The 23,712-nt window shown below is 33.9% G+C and carries 26 protein-coding genes and 1 tRNA gene; 7 read left to right on the top strand and 20 right to left on the bottom strand.

Annotation, left to right across the window (positions count from 1 at the left end; all coding sequences use genetic code 11):
• Positions 1-7: 7 nt before the first annotated feature.
• The 4 genes from ABVM53_RS14795 to ABVM53_RS14780 all read right to left on the bottom strand — a co-directional run bounded on the left by ABVM53_RS14795 (position 8) and on the right by ABVM53_RS14780 (position 3,259).
• On the bottom strand, positions 8-430 hold the full coding sequence (locus tag ABVM53_RS14795; protein ID WP_405327599.1) for a DUF1801 domain-containing protein: 423 nt from the start codon (positions 428-430) through the stop codon (positions 8-10).
• A 2-nt stretch (positions 431-432) separates the two neighbouring features.
• Positions 433-1,023: a YdeI family protein gene (locus tag ABVM53_RS14790; RefSeq protein ID WP_405327596.1), complete on the bottom strand. Its 591-nt coding sequence runs from the start codon at positions 1,021-1,023 to the stop codon at positions 433-435.
• A 31-nt stretch (positions 1,024-1,054) separates the two neighbouring features.
• On the bottom strand, positions 1,055-2,368 hold the full coding sequence (locus ABVM53_RS14785; protein ID WP_405327593.1) for an MFS transporter: 1,314 nt from the start codon (positions 2,366-2,368) through the stop codon (positions 1,055-1,057).
• A gap of 186 nt (positions 2,369-2,554) precedes the next feature.
• On the bottom strand, positions 2,555-3,259 hold the full coding sequence (locus ABVM53_RS14780) for an arylesterase (protein ID WP_405327591.1): 705 nt from the start codon (positions 3,257-3,259) through the stop codon (positions 2,555-2,557).
• Positions 3,260-3,395: 136 nt separating this feature from the next.
• Here ABVM53_RS14780 and ABVM53_RS14775 point away from each other — a divergent pair, with 136 nt between their 5' ends.
• The gene (locus ABVM53_RS14775; RefSeq protein ID WP_405327588.1) at positions 3,396-4,085 is read left to right on the top strand and encodes an ABC transporter ATP-binding protein; all 690 of its coding nucleotides are present in this window, start codon (positions 3,396-3,398) and stop codon (positions 4,083-4,085) included.
• Positions 4,078-6,621 carry an ABC transporter permease gene (locus ABVM53_RS14770; RefSeq protein WP_405327585.1) on the top strand — a complete coding sequence of 848 codons (2,544 nt, stop codon included), beginning with the start codon at positions 4,078-4,080 and terminating at the stop codon, positions 6,619-6,621. Before ABVM53_RS14775 ends, ABVM53_RS14770 begins: the two co-directional genes overlap by 8 nt.
• A gap of 73 nt (positions 6,622-6,694) precedes the next feature.
• On the opposite strand, the gene ABVM53_RS14765 is transcribed toward ABVM53_RS14770, so the two are convergent.
• The 5 genes from ABVM53_RS14765 to ABVM53_RS14745 form a co-directional block, all read right to left on the bottom strand.
• On the bottom strand, positions 6,695-7,240 hold the full coding sequence (locus ABVM53_RS14765; protein WP_405327582.1) for a hypothetical protein: 546 nt from the start codon (positions 7,238-7,240) through the stop codon (positions 6,695-6,697).
• A gap of 4 nt (positions 7,241-7,244) precedes the next feature.
• On the bottom strand, positions 7,245-7,502 hold the full coding sequence (locus ABVM53_RS14760) for a SemiSWEET family sugar transporter (RefSeq protein WP_405327580.1): 258 nt from the start codon (positions 7,500-7,502) through the stop codon (positions 7,245-7,247).
• A gap of 39 nt (positions 7,503-7,541) precedes the next feature.
• The gene (locus tag ABVM53_RS14755; protein WP_405327577.1) at positions 7,542-8,129 is read right to left on the bottom strand and encodes a DUF1989 domain-containing protein; all 588 of its coding nucleotides are present in this window, start codon (positions 8,127-8,129) and stop codon (positions 7,542-7,544) included.
• Positions 8,130-8,132: 3 nt separating this feature from the next.
• Positions 8,133-8,801, bottom strand: a complete 669-nt coding sequence (gene gntA / locus ABVM53_RS14750) for a guanitoxin biosynthesis heme-dependent pre-guanitoxin N-hydroxylase GntA (protein WP_405327574.1) — start codon at positions 8,799-8,801, stop codon at positions 8,133-8,135.
• Positions 8,802-8,951: 150 nt separating this feature from the next.
• Positions 8,952-11,015, bottom strand: coding sequence for an ATP-dependent helicase (locus tag ABVM53_RS14745; RefSeq protein ID WP_405327571.1), 2,064 nt, complete (start codon positions 11,013-11,015; stop codon positions 8,952-8,954).
• Between the two features lie 55 nt (positions 11,016-11,070).
• On the opposite strand from ABVM53_RS14745, the gene ABVM53_RS14740 reads away from it, so the two are divergent.
• Both ABVM53_RS14740 and ABVM53_RS14735 read left to right on the top strand, forming a co-directional pair.
• Complete coding sequence (locus ABVM53_RS14740; RefSeq protein WP_405327568.1) at positions 11,071-12,396, top strand: GIY-YIG nuclease family protein; 1,326 nt, start codon at positions 11,071-11,073, stop codon at positions 12,394-12,396.
• Positions 12,397-12,460: 64 nt separating this feature from the next.
• A complete protein-coding gene (locus ABVM53_RS14735) occupies positions 12,461-12,658 on the top strand; it encodes an FAD-binding domain-containing protein (RefSeq protein WP_405327566.1) in 198 nt (65 codons plus the stop codon).
• Positions 12,659-12,793: 135 nt separating this feature from the next.
• On the opposite strand, the gene ABVM53_RS14730 is transcribed toward ABVM53_RS14735, so the two are convergent.
• A tRNA-Pro gene (locus tag ABVM53_RS14730) sits at positions 12,794-12,868 on the bottom strand.
• Between the two features lie 221 nt (positions 12,869-13,089).
• Between ABVM53_RS14730 and ABVM53_RS14725 the strand changes: the two genes are divergently transcribed.
• A complete protein-coding gene (locus ABVM53_RS14725; RefSeq protein WP_405327563.1) occupies positions 13,090-13,536 on the top strand; it encodes a hypothetical protein in 447 nt (148 codons plus the stop codon).
• Between the two features lie 2 nt (positions 13,537-13,538).
• On the opposite strand, the gene ABVM53_RS14720 is transcribed toward ABVM53_RS14725, so the two are convergent.
• Positions 13,539-13,985 carry a c-type cytochrome gene (locus ABVM53_RS14720; protein WP_405327560.1) on the bottom strand — a complete coding sequence of 149 codons (447 nt, stop codon included), beginning with the start codon at positions 13,983-13,985 and terminating at the stop codon, positions 13,539-13,541.
• Positions 13,982-15,109, bottom strand: a complete 1,128-nt coding sequence (locus tag ABVM53_RS14715) for a PQQ-dependent sugar dehydrogenase (RefSeq protein WP_405327557.1) — start codon at positions 15,107-15,109, stop codon at positions 13,982-13,984. The genes ABVM53_RS14720 and ABVM53_RS14715 overlap by 4 nt, the downstream gene beginning before the upstream one ends.
• Before the next feature lie 163 nt (positions 15,110-15,272).
• Here ABVM53_RS14715 and trxB point away from each other — a divergent pair, with 163 nt between their 5' ends.
• Positions 15,273-16,229 carry a thioredoxin-disulfide reductase gene (gene trxB, locus ABVM53_RS14710; protein WP_405327554.1) on the top strand — a complete coding sequence of 319 codons (957 nt, stop codon included), beginning with the start codon at positions 15,273-15,275 and terminating at the stop codon, positions 16,227-16,229.
• Between the two features lie 86 nt (positions 16,230-16,315).
• On the opposite strand, the gene ABVM53_RS14705 is transcribed toward trxB, so the two are convergent.
• Both ABVM53_RS14705 and aroB read right to left on the bottom strand, forming a co-directional pair.
• Positions 16,316-16,660 carry a hypothetical protein gene (locus tag ABVM53_RS14705; protein WP_405327551.1) on the bottom strand — a complete coding sequence of 115 codons (345 nt, stop codon included), beginning with the start codon at positions 16,658-16,660 and terminating at the stop codon, positions 16,316-16,318.
• Positions 16,661-16,735: 75 nt separating this feature from the next.
• Positions 16,736-17,815: a 3-dehydroquinate synthase gene (gene aroB / locus ABVM53_RS14700; RefSeq protein ID WP_371456591.1), complete on the bottom strand. Its 1,080-nt coding sequence runs from the start codon at positions 17,813-17,815 to the stop codon at positions 16,736-16,738.
• An 89-nt stretch (positions 17,816-17,904) separates the two neighbouring features.
• Between aroB and ABVM53_RS14695 the strand changes: the two genes are divergently transcribed.
• Entirely contained in the window at positions 17,905-19,077 is a 1,173-nt protein-coding gene (locus ABVM53_RS14695) for a proline dehydrogenase family protein (protein WP_405327548.1), read from the top strand.
• A 27-nt stretch (positions 19,078-19,104) separates the two neighbouring features.
• Here ABVM53_RS14695 and ABVM53_RS14690 read toward each other — a convergent pair whose 3' ends face one another.
• The 6 genes from ABVM53_RS14690 to ABVM53_RS14665 all read right to left on the bottom strand — a co-directional run bounded on the left by ABVM53_RS14690 (position 19,105) and on the right by ABVM53_RS14665 (position 23,673).
• On the bottom strand, positions 19,105-19,488 hold the full coding sequence (locus tag ABVM53_RS14690) for a hypothetical protein (protein WP_405327546.1): 384 nt from the start codon (positions 19,486-19,488) through the stop codon (positions 19,105-19,107).
• A 17-nt stretch (positions 19,489-19,505) separates the two neighbouring features.
• Positions 19,506-20,702, bottom strand: a complete 1,197-nt coding sequence (locus ABVM53_RS14685) for an alanine dehydrogenase (RefSeq protein WP_405327543.1) — start codon at positions 20,700-20,702, stop codon at positions 19,506-19,508.
• 85 nt (positions 20,703-20,787) lie between these two features.
• A complete protein-coding gene (locus ABVM53_RS14680; RefSeq protein WP_371456587.1) occupies positions 20,788-21,333 on the bottom strand; it encodes a hypothetical protein in 546 nt (181 codons plus the stop codon).
• A complete protein-coding gene (locus tag ABVM53_RS14675; RefSeq protein WP_371456586.1) occupies positions 21,296-21,433 on the bottom strand; it encodes a hypothetical protein in 138 nt (45 codons plus the stop codon). The genes ABVM53_RS14680 and ABVM53_RS14675 overlap by 38 nt, the downstream gene beginning before the upstream one ends.
• Positions 21,434-21,688: 255 nt before the next feature.
• Complete coding sequence (tsaE, locus tag ABVM53_RS14670) at positions 21,689-22,096, bottom strand: tRNA (adenosine(37)-N6)-threonylcarbamoyltransferase complex ATPase subunit type 1 TsaE (RefSeq protein WP_405327539.1); 408 nt, start codon at positions 22,094-22,096, stop codon at positions 21,689-21,691.
• 26 nt (positions 22,097-22,122) lie between these two features.
• The gene (locus tag ABVM53_RS14665) at positions 22,123-23,673 is read right to left on the bottom strand and encodes a PglZ domain-containing protein (RefSeq protein ID WP_371456584.1); all 1,551 of its coding nucleotides are present in this window, start codon (positions 23,671-23,673) and stop codon (positions 22,123-22,125) included.
• Between the last annotated feature and the right edge of the window lie 39 nt (positions 23,674-23,712).

The following is a 23,712-nucleotide window of genomic DNA, read 5'->3' as shown; positions in this document are numbered from 1 at the left end:
TGTCTACTTATACAGCATTATATTTAGTCCTCATATAATCCGCCGACTCTTTGATAAGTTGTCTAAGAATAGTGATGTCAATATCTTCTATTTTATTGATATATAAGCATGATGCTCCTGCTTTATGCTTGCCTAGTTTAGTTAACAAATGGGTATACTTTCTAAAGCCGGGCATTATGTATATAGATAAATTTTGTTTGCGTGGAGAAAATCCTGTGAGAAAGAAATCCCCTTCTCGGCCACTTTCATATTTGTAATGATATTCTCCATAGCCTATAAGCGACTCACCCCATAAAACCGCTTTTTCAGACATAATATTGTCAAAGAGATCAAGCAATACAAAAGCATCTTCACGTCGTTTATTGTTGTCGACAGTATTAAGATAATCTATTACTGAATTTGACGTAGGTTGTGTTTTATTAGCAGCCATAATCAACAATTTTTATATTTATCATACAATCCCACTCCGTCTCGTATAAGCGGAAGTATTTTATTTAATCTTCTAAGACGCGTTTTTTCTTGCTTTGCTTCTAAAATATGTTTTGCAAACTCTTTTTGTCTTCCAGAAGTTAGATTTTCAAAGCATTTTTTCAATTTTTGATCTTTTTCTAATGCAGTCTCTAGTTCCTTTGGTATGTCTAGTTTAGATGTTGTTCTCTCGGATTTAATTTCTAATCCGTTTTTTTGATTCGCTATAGCCTCTTTCAGAAAACCTAATACTGTAGCCTCTACAATATCCTCTTCTTTATAAAACCGTAGTTGTCTCAAGGCTTTTGTTTTACCTTCCTGAGCATTGTGTAATTGAGATTTAGGATCATTAAGTAGCGCACCCTGAAAAAACCAAATACCAAAATGATTTTTAAATCGACCTAACCCAACGACATTTTTACCATTAATGGTGTAAACAGGAGCATTCCATTTATAAGTTTCTTTCAGCTCAGTTTTTAATAGGAGATCCCTTAACTTAGAAATAGCATCTTTAAACTGATCTGTAGTATTAAAATAATTTTCCAATGCATCCATAATTATTCTTATCTAATTATTCTGAAGAAATTTATTCTACTTCAGGAAGTGTGGTACTCTTAATAGCCCCAAAAATCCCTAAAATAGAGAGAACAGCAATTATACCTTCCACAGAAATTAAAGAAGCCAATGCGCTAACGCCACCTGTTATCAATAATATAATACCTATTACCGTGTTACTAACCGCGACATAATCTGTACGCTGGTTACCCTCAGCCATATCTACAATATAAGTCTTTCTTCCAAGTCGTACCCCTTGATGAGCGATTCCTAATATAAAAAATGCAACAGGATATAGCCAAATCTTATCCTTAAAAGCGGGTAAAAAAATAATGATAGCTATAACTAGAAGTCCAAGTCCAGATGTAATAAGGGCAGAATAAGTCATTACTTTTCTACTTGATTTATCTGCCATTTTACCCCAAACAGGAGCACTTATAATAGAAGCTATTCCATTAGCAATAACAAAAAAGCCTAATAAATAAGCCTCTTTGCCTACATAACGTTGAGCAAGCAGAACATAATAGGGAGCTGTAAGTGCAGAACATAATAAAAGTGATCTTGTAGTTACAAAGTTTCTAAATTGCTTATCGGTTTTTAAAATTCCTATTTTCTTCCAAGCTTCTGCCAGACCATTATTTCCACCTTCGGTTTCACCGGGAAATTCTTTAATATTAGCGTAAACAAGTGCAGCGATGAGCCATAAACTTGCTGCAAAAAAGATGAGATAGCTATAAAATTCTATACCTACATCGTCTTGGGATTTATAAAGAATATATAACCCCGCAAGTAAGACCAAAACACCACTTATTGAAGCTGTATACCCTTTTAACTTTCCTCGTTTTTGCTTGGGAATAGTTTTTCCTAATACATCTTTAAAAGCTATAGAACAGAGACCTCTTGCCAAACTAAATAGAATTAAACAGCCTATAATTAACCATCCTGCCGCCAGATCTTCAAAGAAAAGTGCCACCAATCCTATGCCTGCAACGGCTAAAAACTGAATCAGAGATCCCAACACCCATACATATTTACGCACTGGTTTTTTACGTATGTAATGCGCAATAAATAACTGGGGTAACATGGAGCCGGATTCTCTTATAGGCACTATAAAACTTATAAGCATGACAGGGGCATTAACAAAACTCATTATCCACGTTAGAACGGTTTTTGGATTACTTAATGTATCGCCCAATGAGGTAAGCATATTGCTTACTAGCAGTAAGAAATAATTATCAGGGGTTTCTTTGCAAGCTTCTTCGTCAATGGCTTTGCATGTTCTGGCATCTTCTTCATCATTAAGGTAATCATAAAGCTGCTCCAGATTTGTATTCTTTGAAGTCATTAAATTTATTTAACCTACTTTTTTTTTAGTTTTCTTAATGCAATATAGCTACTAATGCCTGTGCACAGAAAACTCGTTAAAATGAGCAGAAATGTTAAGTCATAACTTTCATAATACCCTAAAAAAATTGAAGCAATACTAAATAGCGTACATACAGCAATCATAAATTTAAAAAATCGTGGATCTTCAATCATTTGAATACATTAAAGGCTTTAAGATAGGGAAAATGTTTTTTGCAATAATCTTGTGGCCATCTGCAGTAGGATGAATTCCGTCAGATTGATTAAGTTTTGCAATTCCACCTACATCTTCTAATAAAAAGGGGATTAAAGTAAGATCATTTTTTTTGGCCAAATCGTAGAATGTTTGTTTAAAGTCCTGTGTATATTGAGTTCCTAGATTGGGCGGGAGTTGCATACCGGCAAGAACTATTTGTACATCAGGAATCTTAGATTGAACACGATCTATTATATCCTGAAGGTTGTTTTTTGTTTCTGAAACTGGCAATCCTCGCAATCCATCATTTGCTCCCAGCTCTAAAACAAAAATATCGATGTCTGTTTCTAAAATCCAATCTAATCTATTTTTTCCACCAGAAGTAGTTTCTCCACTAATTCCGGCATTTACAACCGTATAGTTTAACTGAATACTATCAATCATTTTCTGAATCAAACCCGGAAAAGCATTTTCAGGATTATCAAGGCCGTAACCAGCAGTAAGGCTATCCCCGAAAAAAAGAATTGTATTATTAATTGTGTCTGAAGGCTCAGTGATTTCAGAAGTTTCAGAATCTACTTGGGTAGATGTGGTTGTAGTTTTTGATGTTTTATTATTACAAGATCCAAGACTTATAGAAATTAAAAAACAGCATACTAGTAAAAAGGTTCTCAAGGTGATCTAATTTTAATTAATTGTAATTACTTATTTTTCCGCAGAACGGGTTAACAGTGAAATGATAATCACTATTTTCTGTAAGGTACTACCTCAATACTCCGTCAAATTAAACATTTGAACAAATATTCCCACAATGACTTCCATACTAAAGATTTCAAATTTAGAAAAAACCTATACTAGTGGATCTAAAAAGCTTACTGTACTTGAAGATATTAACTTTAGTATAACAAAAAACGAAACTTTTTCTATTGTAGGACCTTCGGGAAGTGGTAAAACTACATTGCTAGGAATTTGTGCAGGTTTAGACAAACCAGATTCTGGTACGGTTACCTTGAATGGTATTGTTATGAATTCGCTTTCTGAAGATGAGCGAGCTGCTTTACGTAACGAACACGTAGGATTTGTATTTCAGGATTTTCAGCTTTTAGCTACATTAACAGCTATTGAAAATGTAGCAATTCCTTTAGAATTAAGAGGCGCAAAAAATGCAATGGATCGTGCTAAAGGGCTTCTTGAAAAAGTAGGATTAGGAAATCGAGGCAATCACTATCCTTCTCAATTATCTGGAGGTGAACAACAACGCGTAGCATTAGCTCGGGCATTTGCTAACGAACCAAAAATATTATTTGCTGATGAACCAACTGGAAATCTAGATGCAGAAACAGGTGAGAGAGTTGTTGAATTGTTATTTGAATTGAATAAAGAGTTGGGAACAACACTTGTTCTAGTTACTCACGATATGGAACTGGCAAAAAAGACACAGAATATTCTTACTATAAAAGGCGGTAAAATCGCTAGCCTAACTCGTTCTACTCATGTCTAAGAATTTAAAAAACAGTGCAGGAATAAGTTGGTTGTTTAATATGGCCTGGAGAGATTTTAAAGCCAGTGCTGGTAAGCTAAGCTTATTTATGCTCTCCATAGTTTTAGGTATTGCAGCAATTGTTTCAATACAATCTTTTGGAGAAACGCTGAAAACAAACATAGCTCTACAATCAAAGAGTTTAATGGGAGCTGATTTTAAAATTGATAGCGACAATGAGTTAACACAAGATGCTCAACAAATAGTAGACTCTTTGGGTGGTGCAGATGCTCGGGAGATTGCTTTCTCATCGATGGCGCTATTCACAAAAAATCAAGCTACTAAACTGATGCAGGTACGTGGAATTTCTAACGGATTTCCATTTTACGGTAAAATTGAAACGACTCCAGCAGAGGCAGCCACCGTTTTTAATGTAAAAAAAGGAGCTCTCGTAGATGCAACTGTATTATTGCAGTTAAATATAACACCAGGAGACAGTATAAAAATTGGAGCGGTAACTCTCCCTGTTTTAGGTGCTTTAAATGCACTGCCAGGTAGTAATGCCGTTTTTAGTGCAATTGCTCCGCCTGTCATAATTCCTTATGAAGCCATAGAAGAAACGGGTCTTGTACAAGTAGGAAGTCGTATAAAATATGAATATTATTTTAATGCGCCGGGAACTGACTTAACAAAGCTTGAAGACGCAGTGTCTGATCGTTTAGATGCTGTTGAGGCAGATTTAGATACACATCTTGCTACCAGTGAGCGACTAGGGCGGCGTTATGAGAATTTTGGAAAGTTTCTAAACCTTGTGGGTTTTATTGCATTGCTTTTAGGATGTGTAGGAATAGCTAGTGCTACCACAATTTATATTCGTGAAAAATTAAAGTCTGTTGCTATACTTAAATGTTTAGGTGCGTCCAGCAATCAGGCTTTTCAAATTTATTTAATTCAAATAGGTAGTCTAGGTTTAGTAGGTGGAATAATTGGAACATTTGCCGGTTTAATTCTTCAACAGCTTTTTCCATTATTACTTAAAGATTTATTGCCCGTAGATGTTACGATAACAATTTCTTGGACTGTAGTTTTAATGGGAATTGTAACAGGTATATTTATGTCTGTACTGTTTGCGTTATATCCATTATTAAATACCTTAAAAATATCACCACTTCAGGCGCTTCGTACTATAGAATCTGAAATGCAATCACGTAGAATAGCGGTTGCAGTGACACTTGCGATACTATCCTTTATATTTTTATATGCATTCTGGCTATTACAAGATTATAGATATGCTCTAGGTTTTTTAGCAGGTATTCTGGTTACATTCAGTATTCTGGCTGGTATCGCTCGAGGTTTTATGCGACTGATACGGCATTACTTTCCATCTACCTGGAGTTTTACATCACGGCAAAGTTTACGCAATCTCTTTAGACCAAAGAATCAAACTGTTGTTCTTATTTTGGCCATTGGAGTAGGGACATTTCTTATAAGTACACTTTATTTCACTAAAGATATCCTATTATCACAAGCAGCTTTGGATGGCAAAACGGAGAATGCAAATATGATTCTTCTAGATGTACAAAAAGATGAAATGCAACATATCGTCGCTACATTAGAAGAAAATAACTTAAACGCACTTGAGCAAATTCCTATTGTTACAATGCGTGTTCACAGTATTAATGGTCGTACAAATACAGATTTAAAAATTGACAGTACTAGCCAGATTAATAGGTGGATTCTTAATCACGAATTTAGAACTACCTATAGAGATTCGTTAATTGCTTCAGAGACATTGCAAGCTGGTTCATTTACAAAATCGGTGGAATCTAATGCTGGAATAATACCTATTTCAGTAAGTGATAATTTTGCAACTGATGCGCAGGTAGAATTAGGAGACGAAGTAGTTTTTAATGTGCAGGGCAAATTAATTACCACGCAAATAGGGAGTATACGCCTGGTGGACTGGAGCAGAATGCAATTAAACTTTTCCATTGTATTTCCAAAAGGGGTTTTAGAAACAGCACCTCAGTTTGGAATTGTAACTACCAAGGTTATAGATGATCAAACATCTGCAGATATACAACGTATTCTTGTAACTCAATATCCTACACTTTCAATTCTAGATTTGCGTCAGGTACTTACAGTTATTGAAAAGCTTCTTACAAAAATTAGCTATATCATAAACTTCATGGCATTCTTTAGTATTTTAATTGGTGTAATAGTATTGCTTGGCGCTGTGCGTACCAGCAAATATCAGCGTATTAGAGAAAGTGTTTTGCTAAGGACAATGGGAGCTAAGAGCAAGGACATTTTAAAGATTCAAGGCCTGGAATATTTATATTTAGGACTTTTAGGTGCATTATCGGGGATATTACTTTCTTTAATAGGAAGTCTGGCACTTGCTTATTTCGTTTTTGAAACAACATTTATTCCATCCATAATACCATTTGCAGTTTTATTACCAGGTATTACATTATTAGTACTTATAATAGGTCTGAGTAATAGTAGAAGTGTTATCAAAAGTACACCGCTCGAAGTTTTGAGAACTACCAGATAATTGGTTTACTTTTATAAAAGTATTTGCGGTGTAATAACGAGGTGGTAAAGTGGAGTTATAATAACAAATAGGATTAGTCCTTTTCTTCTTCCTCTTCAATTTCATCTTCAGAAATTAAGTAATGATCTTTTTCTAAACCTACAATGGTTATAATATTGGTGACCGTTGTATATAATAATAGTATCACGGTTACCATCATACCACTTATCAAGGATGAAAAAAATAAGGTTATCCAGTATAAATACTTGAACCATTCCGTATGCATATCTTCAGACTCTGTAAGTGGAATATTGAACATCTGAAACATAATAAGCGCCGAGATAAAAAGGATTGTATCTAATTTAGCGATATTTAATACCTGGATGTAATGTGCCTTTTTAAGCTTAGAGTTTGATCCCGTACTTATACCCAATAGCGTAAGTAATAAAGCTAAAATCGTTGCAGATCCTAGTACAATTGTGTTGCAGAGCATATTGAGGCCAGAAAGAGAAACTTCTATTAATTCTTTTGCCTTGTAGCCACTAATATCACCTAAAAAGAAGACTGCGATACCTAAAAAGACAAACGTAATTAAGCCTCCATATATTGAAAGCTTATTCTTAGTAAAGAAATTATCCATAGAATTAGTTTTTAGAATACTTCAATTTCACATAAACCATTGTTCCATTAAATATAAACGAAAGTCCATTAGTAATAATAATAGGCCAATCTTCTTTTGCTATACCATAAAGCGTCCACGATCCAACACCAACTAGTAAACAGACAAACATCCACATCGAAATATCTTCGGCAGATTTTGTTTTAATAACTTTAAAAACCTGAGGAAGCACAGCAATTGTTGTGAAAACACCGGCAATAATCCCTAGTATGGTTATGAGCATATTATCTATAGCGCGTAAACGAATTAAGTAATAAGATAGTTAAAGTGAATCTAAAACTTCAAAATGAATAGGTTTAAAAGATCCTCCATTGCTATCACTTGCCGAACAAGCAGTGAGTGCTCCAACCAAATCACGCTCAGCTTGAAAAATAACATAATCTCCAGCCTTAGAAGTAGGAGGTAAGACCGATAGTTTTCCGTTCTGATCAAATTGTACATTCATAAATACATTAAATGCAGTAGGAATGTCGTAATGCGGAATATCAAAACGTTTTAAGGCATTTTGAAGATTGTTGAAACAACTTGGGTGAAAATCCTTTATGCCATACATAATTTCAAACGTCTCCTGAGAACAAGGTGCTAATAAAAAATCATTTCTACCATTTGTATCTTCTATTATTTTAAGTAATTTATTTCCTAAATTACTCCAAAGATAATTTCCTGTAGTAAGTAAAATAGACTCCTCGAAATCCATACTTTTTCCTGCGGAAAGTTTCTCGTGATGGTTTTCTGCATCAAAGACAACAAGATCACTTACTTGTTCTCCTTTAATATCTATTACTTTTAAATATTGACCTTTTTTAAGGGTAAATGAATCTCCAGATTGTTTTGGAATTGTTTTTAGCATAGTTTAATGTTTAAATGGGCATTCCCATTTTTCAGTAATATTACGACCACTGTACTGAAGGGCTTCAGAACTTTTTCCAAAATCTGCAAGCATTGGATTTATTGAACCGTTTTTTTCCTCGTCTCTTTTACGTATGCGATCACGTACATTTGTATAAACCCCCATTTGTCTAAGAATTTCAAACTGGTGGTGTAGATTAAATACTAATGTTACATTTTCTGTACTTCGTGCATTGCGAGAGCTGTTAGGGTGCATTCCTATTATATAGAAAGCATTTCCTAAAAGGCTATAACTATAATTAGTATCATACACATCTGAACTCACCGAAGGATCCCATTCACATTTATCGTGTTTTTTTAAACGCTCTAAAAATGCCCAAAGGTCTTTTTCAAATTCAAGCTCAGATTTTGAATAAGAGTCTGTAAACTCTACTATAAAAGTCTGAAATTTTTTAGAATTGAAATCATATGATTCTATATAGTTCTTAAGTCTATGAATTATAGCGAGGTCATTTGAAGGATTTTCAATAGTATCAAATTTATAATGACTAACTGCTTTTGTTTTAAAAACGGTTTGAGCCATCACGCATGGATGATCATTTTCAACAATAAAATCGTTTAAATTTTCGCCCTCAGATAAACTATTATGACTTGAATTCTTAAGTGATTTCATGGATTCTTGATTTTATAAATCTTAGAGAATTTGAATACTCAATAAGATTTTATAAAAGTAGAATTATGATTCCGCTGTATGTGATAAGGAAATACTAAATAGTTTTAAATAATACTTAATATTCAGCTTATGAAAAAATCATTTGACTTTTTAGCTAAAATCCATTCCTAAATCAAGATCTATAGTGTTTGCCTTCTTTGCATCTGTAACAGGGGCAGTAAAGCTTTTTGGAGAAGTTTGCAGCGCTAAATGTTCGGGTAAACCCTCTAAAAAATAAGCACTATCTGATGTATCATCTTCATCCTTGTCTGTTTGATGATGGTAAGCATTAATAGATTCTTTTGAGCGGGTTATGATCAAATCATTTTTTGCTCTGGTAAGAGCCACATATAACACTCTTCGATCTTCTTCAACTTCATCTATATTTCCTAAACTATATGCAGAGGGGTAAGTTTTAGGGGAAACATTTAATACAAAACATACATCTGCTTCTAATCCTTTTGCAGAATGTACGGTAGAGATTGTGACGTGGTCTTTTAATTCTGCGGTGTTAATTTTAGAACCGCCTAAGGTATTACTTCCGGCTACATTTGCAGAATTATCTAATATACCTTCAGATATAAATTCACCTAGGGTTGCATAATTTTCAGACAAAATCTCAAGCACAGGAAAATCTCCCTTTCGTTTTTCGTACCAATCTTTACTGTATTTCATCGCCAGATCAAACTCCATCGTTTTGTATAAATCTTTGATAGCCATCTTGACGTTTCCACGGTTTTGGTAAGCGGCATCATAATAACTTTTAGCTTTAATGCCTTCTTTGCCGGGAATTATTGATGTAAGATCCAGACCGTGCACATTTTCTGGTTCTATTCGCATAACTTCAGACATATAATTGGTGGCTCGCACGGCTCCAATTCCGTGAATAAACGTAAAAAACCGAATCCAGGCAATCTCATCCATAGGATTATTTATCACCCTTAAAACTGAAACTAAATCTTTTATATGCGCGGCCTCCAGAAATTTTCTACCGCCAAAGGTCTGATACGGTATTTTCTTTTGTAAAAAAACCGCTTGCAAAGGGCGTGTATAATATTGAGATCTGCTGAGTATTAGAAAATCTGTAAAAGAATTGCCTCCTTCAGAAAAACTTTCTAAAATATGATTCGCAATATAATTTGCCTCCTCAAATTGATTGGCCACATTTACAATTGTAGGTTGTTTTCCCGCACCTCGACTAGCCGTTAATCGTTTATTATAATTAATAGGTGAAGTCTCCAGCAGCCAGTTTGAAAGGTCTAAAATTTCTTGAGTAGATCTGTAATTTTTATCTAGTACTTTAATTTCAGAATTAGCAACTCGTTCTTGAAACAGATGAACGTTCTTAAAATCGGCGCCTCTAAAACTATATATTGATTGTGCATCATCACCTACGCAAAATAGGTGACATATATTTTCAAATGGTTTCAACAAATACCATTGTAAGGGATTTGTATCCTGCATTTCATCAATTAAAATATGATCATATGCCTTAGCTAGTATTTCTCGAGCTTCCGCATCTTTATTTAATCGGTTTGCAACAACTAACAATAAATCATCATAATCAAGATACTGTTGTCGCAATTTTTGGCTTTGATATTCCTTTATTAATAACTCAACTTGAGGTTTTAAAGCATTGATATCTTCGGTAGTTTGTAAATCATCTTTGCCCTTAAATAGTAGTTTGCGTAAAGTTTCAGTTAGATTTATACGGGTATTTCTAGCAAAAGAGAAAAGATCTAAAAGTTGTTGCGGCTTAAGACGTGTTTTGCCATAATCTTCACTGGCCGCTCCACAAGCCATTTTCATTATGCTTAATTGATCATCAGGATCAATAACGGTATAATTTGCAGCTCCAAAAAGATTAGGAAATTTTATAATAAGTTGATTGCACCAGCTGTGAAATGTAGATCCATTAAGCGATCGAACATCTTGATCTGAAATACCTGCTTTAACACGCTCGACAATCTCACTGGCAGCACGTTTTGTAAAAGTGAGAATTTGAATTTTTTCTGGTCTGTATCCTTGATTAATTAGATACTCTGCTCTACCAACAATTGTTTTTGTTTTACCGGTGCCGGCTCCTGCTAATAACAACAAATGTTTTCCCGAAAAAGCAATAGCCTCTCGCTGTTTCTCATTATAACTCTCTGAAATAGTATTTTTATCAATCACATCGCAAATGTAGGAATAAATTCATAATTTTGGAATTTTTCCAACAATCCCTTTGATGATTGCTTTTTTAGATATTCAAACTACTTCTAATAATTATAAGTTAGCATCCATTGTAGCTTTTTCAGTGGTCGTAATAGATGATGAACGTATTATTCATAGCATAGAGCGAACGGTAAAACCTCTTAACGTATTATCGTCTAAGGAGGAACGCTATTCGGGATATTCAAATAGCGAATTAAGATCACAAAATTGTTTTGCCGATTATTTTGCGGAGCTTGTAGAAATTTTAGGAGATGCCGTGGTAATCTTTTTTGATAAATTTTCTGAGATGATATGGAGAAAATCCTTACGAGAAATAGGTTTTCCTGTAAACAAATCTCAACAGATTATTCAAGAACTGTTAATACGCAAAGGCATTTTAGATCAAAAGACAAGTCTTGATTCTTTATGTAATTTATTGAAAAAAGATACGAGTCTTAACCGTTTAGGATTGAATGCAAATGTGCTGGCTGCTATTTACACAGAATATGTTTTAGCTGACAACGGGAGTGAAGCTATTAATCAACCGGTTGCTGATTATAAAGTGGTTACCGACTTTGATAATTTACCTAAAAACCCTGGAGTATATTATTTTTTTGATAGTGAGAAGGCGGTAATATATGTTGGAAAGGCAATTAATCTGAAAGAGCGTATAAAAGCGCACTTTTCAAGTAAAATACCATTTGAATTAACTCTTACTGAGTCAACTTTCTCTATTGAATATAAAGAGACTGGAAATGAACTAATATCATTGCTTCTGGAATCTGCCGAAATAGCGCGGTTAAAACCAATTTATAATACGCAGCAAATAGAAGATATTCTACCATGGACTATAGAATCCAGAATCGATAAAAAAGGAATATTTAGAATTTTTCCGAAGGAAAAAAGCTATTCAGACAACCACCATAGTATTTCATTCAATCGTGATTCTGTTATTACAAAACTTAAAAATCTCGCTTTGCAATTTTCCTTGTGTTATCGATTTTTAGGTATAGAAAGAACTTCAGGTTCTTGCTCTAGTCCGCTATGTAAAGGAGTATGTAAAGGTATAGAATCACGTGAAGCATATAATCAAAGAGCACAAAAAGCATTTGATTCCCTACAATCTAAAAAAGAATCTTATTTTTTAAAATTACCGGGAAGAGTCAAGTCCGAAGAAGCGTTTGTACTTGTAAAGGATGGTGTTTATGAAGGCTTTGGATTCATTCCTTTAGAATATCCGGTGCGATCTATAGCAGATTTTGAAGCCTTTATTGAACCTTATGATAATACTTATTTTACAAATAGAAGTATTCATCAATACATGAATAAGAAAGGAATCGTCAAATACAATCTTCCCTAACAAAGTGTTTCTATTTTGAAGGTGCTAACATCTTGAAGCTTATGAAACTTGGTATACCAACCCGGTGAATCAATCTATAAAATATGATGCTACAGATTTTTTGAAAAAATGGATTCCAGAGCTTAGGAAGGTTAAAGATGAACTTATACATATTCCCTGGAAAATTAAATCAACGAAAATCGAATACATAAAACCAATAGAAGTTTACGATAAATGGAATAGGGCAGAGAATAAAATTTTGAAACTCGTAAATGGAAAATAGATTTTGAAACTTCTACAGTCTTAAGCAGTAGAATAGCATTTTGTCACATCTTAACCATTCATTTAAATTACTTCAATAAATAAAAAAATCCTGACAATTTCAAATTGTCAGGATTTTCAAGTAATAAAAGAAGTGTCGGGATGAGAGGATTCGAACCTCCGCTCTCGCGCCCCCCAGACGCGCACTTTAACCGGACTAAGCTACATCCCGTGTTGCAAGCGGTTTTTTTGCAAGATTGCAAATATAAATAAATGCGTCAGACTGCAAACTGAAATTCTTAAAGAATAAAGTGTATTACAAAAACTTATATTGATTGTTATATTATTACTGAATTATACTTGATGTTATCAAATAAATTTATATGCTATAATTTTATTATTGAATGTTTAATTTTTGTAACTTAATAGTGCTAATAATTAAATAGTTATATCATGAAATTACAAATACTAAGTATTGCAACATTTATAGCATTTATGGCGCTTCCATTTGTTCAGGTAAATGAGACTCCAGTCGAAACTTCCATTCAAGGCACCTGGGAGCTTAAAGATTTTTATTATTATGATGATAATAAAATTATTGATACCGTAGGAGCTACAGATGGTTATCGACAAATTAAAATGTATACAAATGATCGTGTGATGTGGACACGTTATGTGCCTAAGGATTCTGTGGAATGGTTCGGATATGGAAAATATTCAGTAAGTAAGGATCAATTAATAGAAACTCTCGAATATGGATCGGAGAGCATGATGGAAGTTATAGATACCTTACGTATTTTCACCTTTGAACTGGAATATACTGATAATTCATACAGCCAAATAAGCACAGATGCAGAAGGAAACCGTATTTTTTCTGAAAACTATATACGTATTGAGTGAAGTTAGTTGTTAATCAATTGTACATCCTTTTCTGTAACTAGTTTACTCGTATTTCCCCAGCTGTTAGATATGTAATTCATAACATCTGCTACTTCGTCATCATAGAGACCTAGTGGTGGCATTATACTATTATATATTGCACCATTTACTGTGATTTTACCTTTAAGACCATATTTAATTGCTCTTATGGATTCCTGCTTATTAGTTAACAAAAAATCTGCCTTGGCAAGTGGAGGATATGTGTTTCTAACTCCATCTCCATTTTCCATATGACATTGTACACAAAAATCTGCGTATATAATAGCACCTCTTTTTATACTTTTTGTCAAAGTGGTATCAGTAATTGTTCTTCCTGCCGATAGATAGTTTTTACTATCTCTTGTTGAATATGGGTTTTGCGAGAATGAAAAGTATTCAACAATAAGTAATACAATTAAATATAGTCTCATTTTTTTACAAGCTTTATAACTCCTACACCTTCAACACCTGCATAGATATACCCATCTGGTCCCTGAACTATACTTCGTACCCGACCAATACCGTCTAACAATTTTTCCCGCTTTACTACTTGGTTATTATCTAAGTGAAGAGCTTCAAGATAAACGAACTTCAGAGAGCCTACTAATAAACTTCCTTTGAGATCAGGATAACGAGAGCTTGTAACCAGAGCCATGCCGCTTGGTGCAATTGATGGAATCCAATAATAAAGAGGTTGTTCCATTCCTTCTTGTTCTGTTTTATCGGTTATATCTGTGCCGCTGTAATTCACACCATACGTAATTACCGGCCATCCATAATTTGCACCTTTTTTGATAATATTAATTTCATCGCCACCCTGTGGACCGTGTTCGTGAACCCAAATTTCATTAGTGGTTGAATTAAAGATCATTCCTTGAGGATTGCGATGACCGTAAGACCATATAGCTGGTTTAGCACTTGGTTGATTAATAAACGGGTTATCTTTTGGAATGCTTCCATCTAAATTTAAACGATAAATCTTACCATTATCTCGAGTGAGATCCTGCGGATTTATGTCACGCTCTCCACGCTCACCTGCACTAAAGAATACGTGACCTTCTGTATCAAAAGCAATTCTACTCCCAAAATGTTGTCCCTTTGTAGTGTTTGGTGATGCTTTATACAGCACCTTCTGAGAAATTAACTGATTACCTTCTAATTGTGCGCTCATTAACGCTGTGTTACCACCCTTGCCTTCACCTTCACTAGAAGAGTAGGTAATATATAGAAAGCGATCTTCAGAATAATTGGGGCTTAACTGAATATCTAATAATCCGCCTTGACCTCGGTTATAAACCTCAGGCACTCCAGAGACTTCAATTTTTTCACCTTTGCTGAAATGAATGAGTTTTCCTTCTTTTTCGGTTATGAGCATACTACCATCTGGGAGAAAAACCATTCCCCAAGGATTTATTAGATCAGGAACGATAACTTCGTGGTCGTAAGAATTAGAAGTTGTAATAGGTATATCATTATCTTTTTGCTCATTAGGACTCTGTCCACACGCAGAAATGGCAAGAAAAAAAGGTAGGACTAAGATACTTATACGTTTCATCTATATATTTTTAATAAATATAATTAAGTAAAATTCTTTATAAAGTCTAATTAGCAATTAATTGTAAATTTTTACTGTTGATAACGACTTATAAATGGAGTGACTTACCTTTTTCCTAAGTCTTTTTAAAAAGGTATTTTTGTCTAAGATTAAAAAACAAAAAATGGCAGTAGAACGAATTAAATGTTTAATTATAGGCTCTGGCCCCGCTGGATATACAGCGGCAATATATGCCTCAAGAGCAGATTTAAAACCTATAATGTACACAGGTATGGAGCCTGGCGGACAATTAACTACAACTACTGAAGTTGATAATTTTCCGGGATATCCAGATGGTATTGATGGTCCTACAATGATGATGCAGCTGCAGAAGCAGGCAGAACGTTTTGGTACTGAAGTACGTATAGGAATGATCACAAAAATAGATTTAGCTCAAGATGCAGGCGGTATTCATAAAGCTGTTGTAGATAATACAACTGAAATTGAAGCAGAAACTGTGATTATTTCTACAGGTGCTACTGCACGCTATTTAGGGTTACCTAGTGAACAACGTCTACGTGGTGGTGGTGTTTCTGCTTGTGCTGTTTGTGATGGTTTCTTTTATAAAAATCAACGTGTAGCAATCGTAGGTGGTGGTGATACAGCAGCAGAAGAAGCAACTTACCTTGCAAATATTTGTGAGCATGTAACGATGCTTGTGCGTAAAGATGAAATGCGAGCTTCAAAAGCTATGCAACATCGCGTTACTTCTCGTAAAAATATTACTGTTTTATATAATACTGAAGTTGAAGAAGTATTAGGTGAGCAGGTAGTAGAAGGTCTTAAAATGATAAATAATGAGACTAAAGAGGTTACAGAAATTGATATTACCGGTCTTTTCATTGCAATAGGGCATAAGCCAAATACTGATATTTTTAAAGGTCAGTTAGAAATGGATGATACAGGTTATATTATTACAGAACCAAAATCTACAAAAACTGGAAAACCTGGTGTTTTTGCTAGTGGCGATGTTCAAGACAAAGATTATAGACAAGCAATAACTGCTGCAGGAAGTGGTTGTATGGCAGCTTTAGATGCAGAACGTTACTTATCTGAAATAGAAAAGCCGGTTGAAGCTTAGTCTTCAAAGTATAGAAAAAATATTTTTCAAAATAAAAAAAGCTCCTAATAAGTATTAGGAGCTTTTTTTATTTATAACTTAAAGATTTAGTCAATATCATCTTCCTCATCGACATCGTCGATAGGTTCATCTACAATATCATCATCATCTTCATTGATAATTTTTTCTGGTAAGTCAACGATAGGTTCATTAAGATCATCAACATCATAATCATCTACGTCATAATTTTCCATAGATGTTTCTAGTTTTTTACTAACCTTAACGAGATAAATTGTATCTGCCGTACGAACTTCAACACATTCGATCAATTCGTTCTTAGCATTTTTAAATGAAATGATTTGATCATCATCATATCCATATGGATACTTATCAACTAAGAGAGCAAGTATTTCTGGTGTAAGTTTTTTATAATCAACGATAACGCGTCGCATATATAGTTTTTAAGAGTTATTCCTATTTGAGGTTAAATGTAAAAAAAAACGTTTTGCATAGACAACACAAATGTCTTATTTATTCCATAAATTTTTATAAAAATCAAAAGCGCTAAAAATCAACTCGTTAGAAACGGTTTGATTTAATTTTACTTTGCCTATATCTTCTAGAAGAACAAAATAAATAGATCCGTGGCTATTCTTTTTGTCATATTTAAGTAAAGTTATGATGGCTTCAATATCAGAATCGTCAAACTGCACAAAGGGGTATATCTTAGTAATTGCTTTAGCGCTATCTAAAGCTTCTTGAGCATTTAAACCTGTAAGTTGTGTTGAAATAAAATTTGCTAAGATCATACCTATAGCAATTGCTTCTCCGTGTAAAAGACGCGTTTTAGATGGAGACTCCATAAAATAGGATTCTATAGCGTGTCCTAAAGTATGTCCATAATTGAGGCTTTTACGAATTCCCTTTTCAAAAGGATCTTCTAAAACCACTTCATTTTTTATAAGAATAGATTTATGAATCAAATCTCCCAATTCTTTTAATGCGGAATACGAAGAGGAGGTAACATCATCCCAGTAACTCTTAGAATGAATTAAACCGTGTTTGAGCATTTCTGCATAACCACTACGTAATTCTTCTTCAGGTAGGGTTTCTAAAAATACAGGATCTACAAGTACTAATTGTGGATTGCTAATTACACCTATTTGATTTTTTAAGGGTCCTAAATCTACACCTGTTTTACCACCTACAGATGCATCTACCATTGCAAGTAATGTTGTGGGAATATTAATGAAATCTATTCCTCTTTTAAAACAACAAGCGACAAAGCCTCCGAGGTCTGTTACTACACCGCCCCCCAAATTAATAAGTAAGCTTTGACGATCTGCGTTTAGCTCAGATAATGCAGACCACACACCCTCACAAGTTTCTAAATTTTTAAATTCTTCTCCGGGTTCTATTTCAATTATTTCGATTGTTTGTGTAGTAACGACATTCTGTAAAAACTGCGCTAAGCAATTTTCATGAGTATTACTATCTACAAGTACAAAGAGAATACTGTAGTCCTTTTGTTTTAAAATAGAGTTGAGTTTTTCGTATCCAGTTTCAGTAAAAACTATATCGTAGTTTTTTGCGTGTATGGCTTGCATGTTAAAGTGCTTTAAGAAGTGTGAAATTAGTATCTTTTTGTAAAACTACCTTTGCGATTGTGATTATATTTGGCGCCTAAAGTTGAATTATGTTAGAACAAAAGATATTTGATAATACAAAAAATGCATTTTCTTTAAAAACAGACAGTGAACTCGAGCGTGCGTATTTTCTATTCAAGATGATTTCAAAACAACCTCTAGTAAAAATCGGAACTACGGTAACCCGTTTTGCATTAAATGCCAATCTTCCGGTTGAGGGTCTTATCAGAGCTACAGTATTTGACCACTTTTGTGGAGGTATTAGCGAAAAGGATTGCGTATCTACGATCGAGAAGATGTATGAGAAAGGAGTGCATTCTGTATTGGATTTTTCAGTAGAAGGTAAAGAAACTGAAAATCTTTTTGATGAAGCTTTAGAACGTGTTATAAGTCTTGTTCAGTTTGCAAAGGATAAACCGGGTATGCCTTTTTCAGTATTTAAACCTACTGGCTTTGGAAGATTTGAATTATTCAGAAAGGTGACTGAAAAGGAAACACTTACTCCAGCTGAAGAAGATGAGTGGGATCGCATAGTTCAAAGATTTGATAAAGTTTGTAAGATAGCCAAGGAATGCGATATTAAATTATTAGTTGATTCTGAAGAAAGTTGGATGCAAGGAGCTGCAGATGATCTGGTGCTGAGTATGATGCGTAAGTATAATACTGAAAAACCTATTGTGTTTAATACATTACAATGTTATCGTTGGGATAGGTTAGCTTATTTAAAAGAATTGCATCAGGATTCTATGGAAAAAGGCTACAAGCTGGGAATGAAAATCGTTCGTGGAGCTTATATGGAAAAAGAAAGAGCTCGAGCAAAAGAAAAGGGATATGATTCACCAATTTGTAAAGATAAACCAGAAACAGATGCGCATTTTAATGCAATGCTTGTATATGTTCTAGACAATTTAAGTGATATCTGGGCTTTTGTAGGTTCTCATAACGAAGAAAGCAATTATTTAGCTATCGAAATTATGGAACAAAAAGAAATTCCTCGTAATGATCCACGTATTTGGTTTGGACAGCTTTACGGGATGAGCGATCATATAAGCTTTAATCTTGCTGAAAATGGCTATAATGTTGCAAAGTATGTTCCCTTTGGTCCTGTTAAGGATGTAATGCCTTACTTAATACGTAGAGCAGAAGAAAATACTTCGGTTGCCGGTCAAACAAATAGAGAATTGACGCTTTTAAAACAAGAAAGAGAACGAAGAGATATTTAAATAGAAAAAATAGGCAGTTTTAACTGCCTATTTTTTTTCAATATTTAGAACTGTAAATTTTTCATCACAATTCTCTAAGCTAGCAATGATAGGTAATTCTACTGATTCTTGAGAATATATACTGTAAAAACCACAGGGCTCTCTACGCGTATCACTTTTATTAAAATCAACCTCACCTTCTAGGAAAAGAATATTTAAATCTGTTGTGTCTAGTTGAAGAGCTTTTAATTGTTGTTCTGCATTTTCAGAAAGGGTATAGCCATTGTTACGTATGGTTTTTAAAACTCGTGCATTTGGCATATAATCGCAGGAAGGCAGTTCAACACCACTTCCCTTAACAAAAAAGGCTAATAAAACGAGGCCTATAGAAAAACCTCCTAGGTAATAGCCGGTTCTGTGTAATACTCTCATAAGTAGTTATATAAAGATTAAAAAAACAAGAGATTTATATCTCTAAAAGGTAGGTCAAACCAATCTGCAACAGATTTACTGGTAAGAATTCCGCGGTAAAAATACAATCCATTTTTTAAACCTTTATTCATACGTAAGCTATTTTCCAATCCGCCGTGTTCGCCTATTTCTAAAAGGTAAGGAGTGAAAATGTTACTAATTGATATTGAGGAGGTACGTGCATATCTGGAAGGAATATTAGGCACACAATAATGAATAACTCCGTGTTTCACGAATGTAGGTTTATCGTGAGTGGTTACTTCGCTGGTTTCAAAACAGCCACCCATATCAATACTTACATCTATGATAATAGAACCCGGCTTCATAAACTCGATCATAGCCTCGGTGACAATAACCGGTGAACGATCTTTACCACGTACGGCTCCTATAGCAACGTCACAACGTCTAAGTGCTTTCAATAAATTTTTTGGCTGAATGGTAGAAGTATAAATGGGTCGACCCACATTTACTTGTAGTGTACGTAATTTTGTAAGCGAGTTATCAAAAACTTTGACGTTTGCTCCAAGACCTAAAGCAGATCGTGTAGCAAATTCACCAACGGTTCCTGCACCTACAATTACAACTTCTGTAGGAGGAACACCGCTAATATTTCCAAACATCAGTCCGTTGCCTTGATTTTGTCTGGACATTAATTCTGACGCTAATAAAATAGAGGCGGTACCGGCAATTTCACTTAAAGCACGAACAGCAGGGTAGGTGCCATCTGCATCTTTTATAAATTCAAAAGCAAGTGCAGTAATACGTTTTGTAGCTAAAACTTTAAAATATTCCTTTTTTTGGGTTTTAAGTTGAAGTGCAGATATTATTACGGTTTGCGGATTTATTAAATCTAATTCTTCCAGGGATGGGGGTTCTACTTTAAGAACCATAGGACATCCAAAAACTTTAGCCTTATCGGCTGTGATTTCTGCACCAGCTTCAGAATAATCGTGATCAGAAAACCGAGCATCTTCGCCGGCATTTGTTTCCATAAGCACGCGATGACCGTGAGCTACTAAAGCTCCTACAGCATCTGGAGTAAGACAAACCCGCTTTTCTTGAAAATGATTTTCTTTAGGAATACCTATAAACAACGAACCTTTTCGCTGTTCAATTTCCAGTTTTTCTTCTTGAGGAAGTAGTTCTTCCCGGGTAAACGGACTATTTGAAATCATCTGAATGTTTATCGTATTCTAGTTATCAAAATACGTAAAATATAATAAGGAAAAAAGATGTAGAATTTTGATTGTCGAAATTGGATTAACCCATAAATAATGGCTCATCATCTTCATCATCATCTTCATATTGATTAGATAATCCATCTTCATCTTTAATATCACCTTTTAAAGAAACACGTTCTAACTCAGTAAGATCTATATTATGAATACGATCAAAAATTTTCATTCTTATAGTATAAAGAAATATTAGTGAGAATAAAACAATAGGAGCTAAATAAAATATTTCTTTACTATCCATAAAAGTTAAATCATCTTCTAAAGTCCCATATATCTGAAAAACATACATTATAATTGGAACAAGTATAGAGTGATACCACCAATGCTTACAAGTGAAAAACCAAATTATTAAAAAAGATAATGGTATAAATTTTCCAAAAAGTATCCAGCCCACAACATTGACATTCTCATAATAAGAGCTTTCATATTTAAAATCTATACCAAAAAAAGAGGTTTCCCATACTTTAACAGCAGGGAAACCTTCATATAAGTAAAAAAAATAGGGTGAAGCTGCAATAAACGCAGCAATAAGACTACCCGCGAGTAGGGACTTTGATTGCCGCTTTTTCAACCATTTTTGTTGCATAATCTGCATTGTCATTTTGTACTGAATAAGTAATTGCTGTTGCGCCTGCAATTAAAAGACCTAGGAGTAAAGCTTTGATTTTCATAATGTAATGTGTTTGAGTGTTAATGATTTGTTGATACAAAGATGCTCAACACAGAACACAATACATAATTCAAAATAATACCTACTTTCGCAGGCCGTTAAATCCTATGAAGAAATTAAATTCTTCTATTAATTTAGAACTAAGTTAACAATTATAACTTTATCTGAAAATAAAATCATTCTATCATTGTGGAATGAAAGCTAGTAAGAAAAAACTTACTTATAGTATTTTTCAGAAATTTATAATTTTAACATTTCAATTAAATTTTAATCTGCGCAAATTTTCATTCACCGAAATAATTGTCGCCGAATGAACGGCAAATGTATTAAAAATGTTAATTCTTTCTGGCCATTCAATAAATTTCCAGCAGTCACGTTCCAAATACTCTTCAATTCCAATATCGTAAGCCTCTTCTTCACTATTTAATCTGTACAAATCAAAATGAAGAATTACGTTATTATCTGTTGTTGCATATTCATTAACGATAGAAAATGTAGGACTTGATACAGTATCTTCAGATCCTAACTTAGATACTAAGCTTTTTATTAAGGTAGTCTTACCCGCACCAAGATCTCCATGAAAGAGAATGATCTTATGTTCTACATACTTTAGTATTGAATCTGCAACATCATCAACTTGGGTTAAATCATACGTTAGTTCCATTCTTACAAATATTTGTGCAGTTTTAGCTATCTCGGATTTAATACAACAAAAGGGATTACCATTTCTTCGAGAGAAACACCTCCGTGTTGGTATGAATTTCTATAATAGCTCACATAATGATTATAGTTATTAGGATATGCAAAAAACAGATCTCCCTTTGCAAATATGAATGAGCTACTCATATTAATAGATGGAAGATGAATAGCTTTAGGATCTTTAGCAGCTAAAACGTCTTTATCTTCATAAGTAAGACTACGACCTGTTTTGTACCTTAGGTTAAGGCTTGTGTTTTTATCTCCTATTACTTTTGAAGGATTTTTTACATTAATAGTTCCGTGGTCTGTAGTAAGTATAATCTTAAATCCTAATTGTTGAGATTTTTGAATCATCTCTAAAAGGGGAGAGTTTTTAAACCAACTTTCAGTAAGTGATCTATAAGACTTATCATTTGATGCAAGTTCTTTTATAACCTCCATTTCAGTTTTACTGTGACTTAACATGTCTACAAAATTGTAAACCAGAACGGTGAGATCATTATTTTTTAGTGAATTGAAGTTTTCAACTAACTTCTTACCACTTTTTAAGTTCGTGATTTTATGGTATTCCCATTTTAAGTTTAAACCGAGACGTTTTAGCTGTGCTTCTAAAAACTTATCCTCATTCATATTTTTACCACCATCTTCGGTATCATTCAACCAGAGATCTGGATGTCTCTTTTCCATATCACTTGGCATCAAACCTGAGAAAATAGCATTACGTGCATACTGCGTAGCTGTAGGTAGAATGCTGTAATACGTGCTTTCACTCTCCTTTTTGTAATAATTATTTATGATAGGCTCAAATGATTTCCATTGATCGTATCTAAGGTTGTCTATTACAATAAGTAAGACTGGAGCGTCGCTATCTGTTAGATGAGGCGCAATTCTTTCTTTAAATAAGGTATGAGACATTGTCGGTTTTTCTTCTTCTGAAAACCAATCCTCATAATTACGCTCTATAAATTTAAAAAACTGATTATTAGCTTCAGTCTTTTGAGATTCAAGTATTTCTTGCATACTTTGATCCTCTATACTTTCTAACTCTAATTCCCAATAAATCAATTTTTGATACAGCTCTGCCCAAGACTCAAATGAGTTAACTTGTGCCATATCCATCGCAATTTTTCTAAACTCTTGTTGGTAGTTGAGAGTTGTCTTTTCAGAAACTAATCTACTTGTATCTAGATTTTTCTTTAAACTCAATAAAATCTGGTTAGGATTAACCGGTTTAATAAGGTAATCAGCAATTTTTGATCCTATTGCTTCTTCCATTATATATTCTTCCTCACTTTTGGTTATCATAATAACCGGTAAGGTGTCTCGCTTGGCTTTAATTTCGCTAAGCGTCTCTAAACCTGTTAATCCCGGCATGTTTTCATCGAGAAAAACAATATCAAAATTTTCTTCTTCTACAAGTTCAATAGCTTCAGTACCACTTTGACAGGTAGAAACGTGGTAATTTTTCTTTTCTAAAAAAAGTATATGTGGTTTGAGTAAATCGATTTCATCATCTACCCAAAGTATCTTTATAGTATTCATAATAGTATATTTGTTATATAATTGGTTTAAACTCCAATT

It is taken from the genome of Leeuwenhoekiella sp. LLG6367-2.1 (genome assembly GCF_045055775.1).
In the GTDB taxonomy this organism is placed as follows: domain Bacteria; phylum Bacteroidota; class Bacteroidia; order Flavobacteriales; family Flavobacteriaceae; genus Leeuwenhoekiella; species Leeuwenhoekiella aequorea.
The sequence above is the reverse complement of the archived record's forward strand: the minus strand, read 5'-3'. Positions and strand labels throughout refer to the sequence as shown.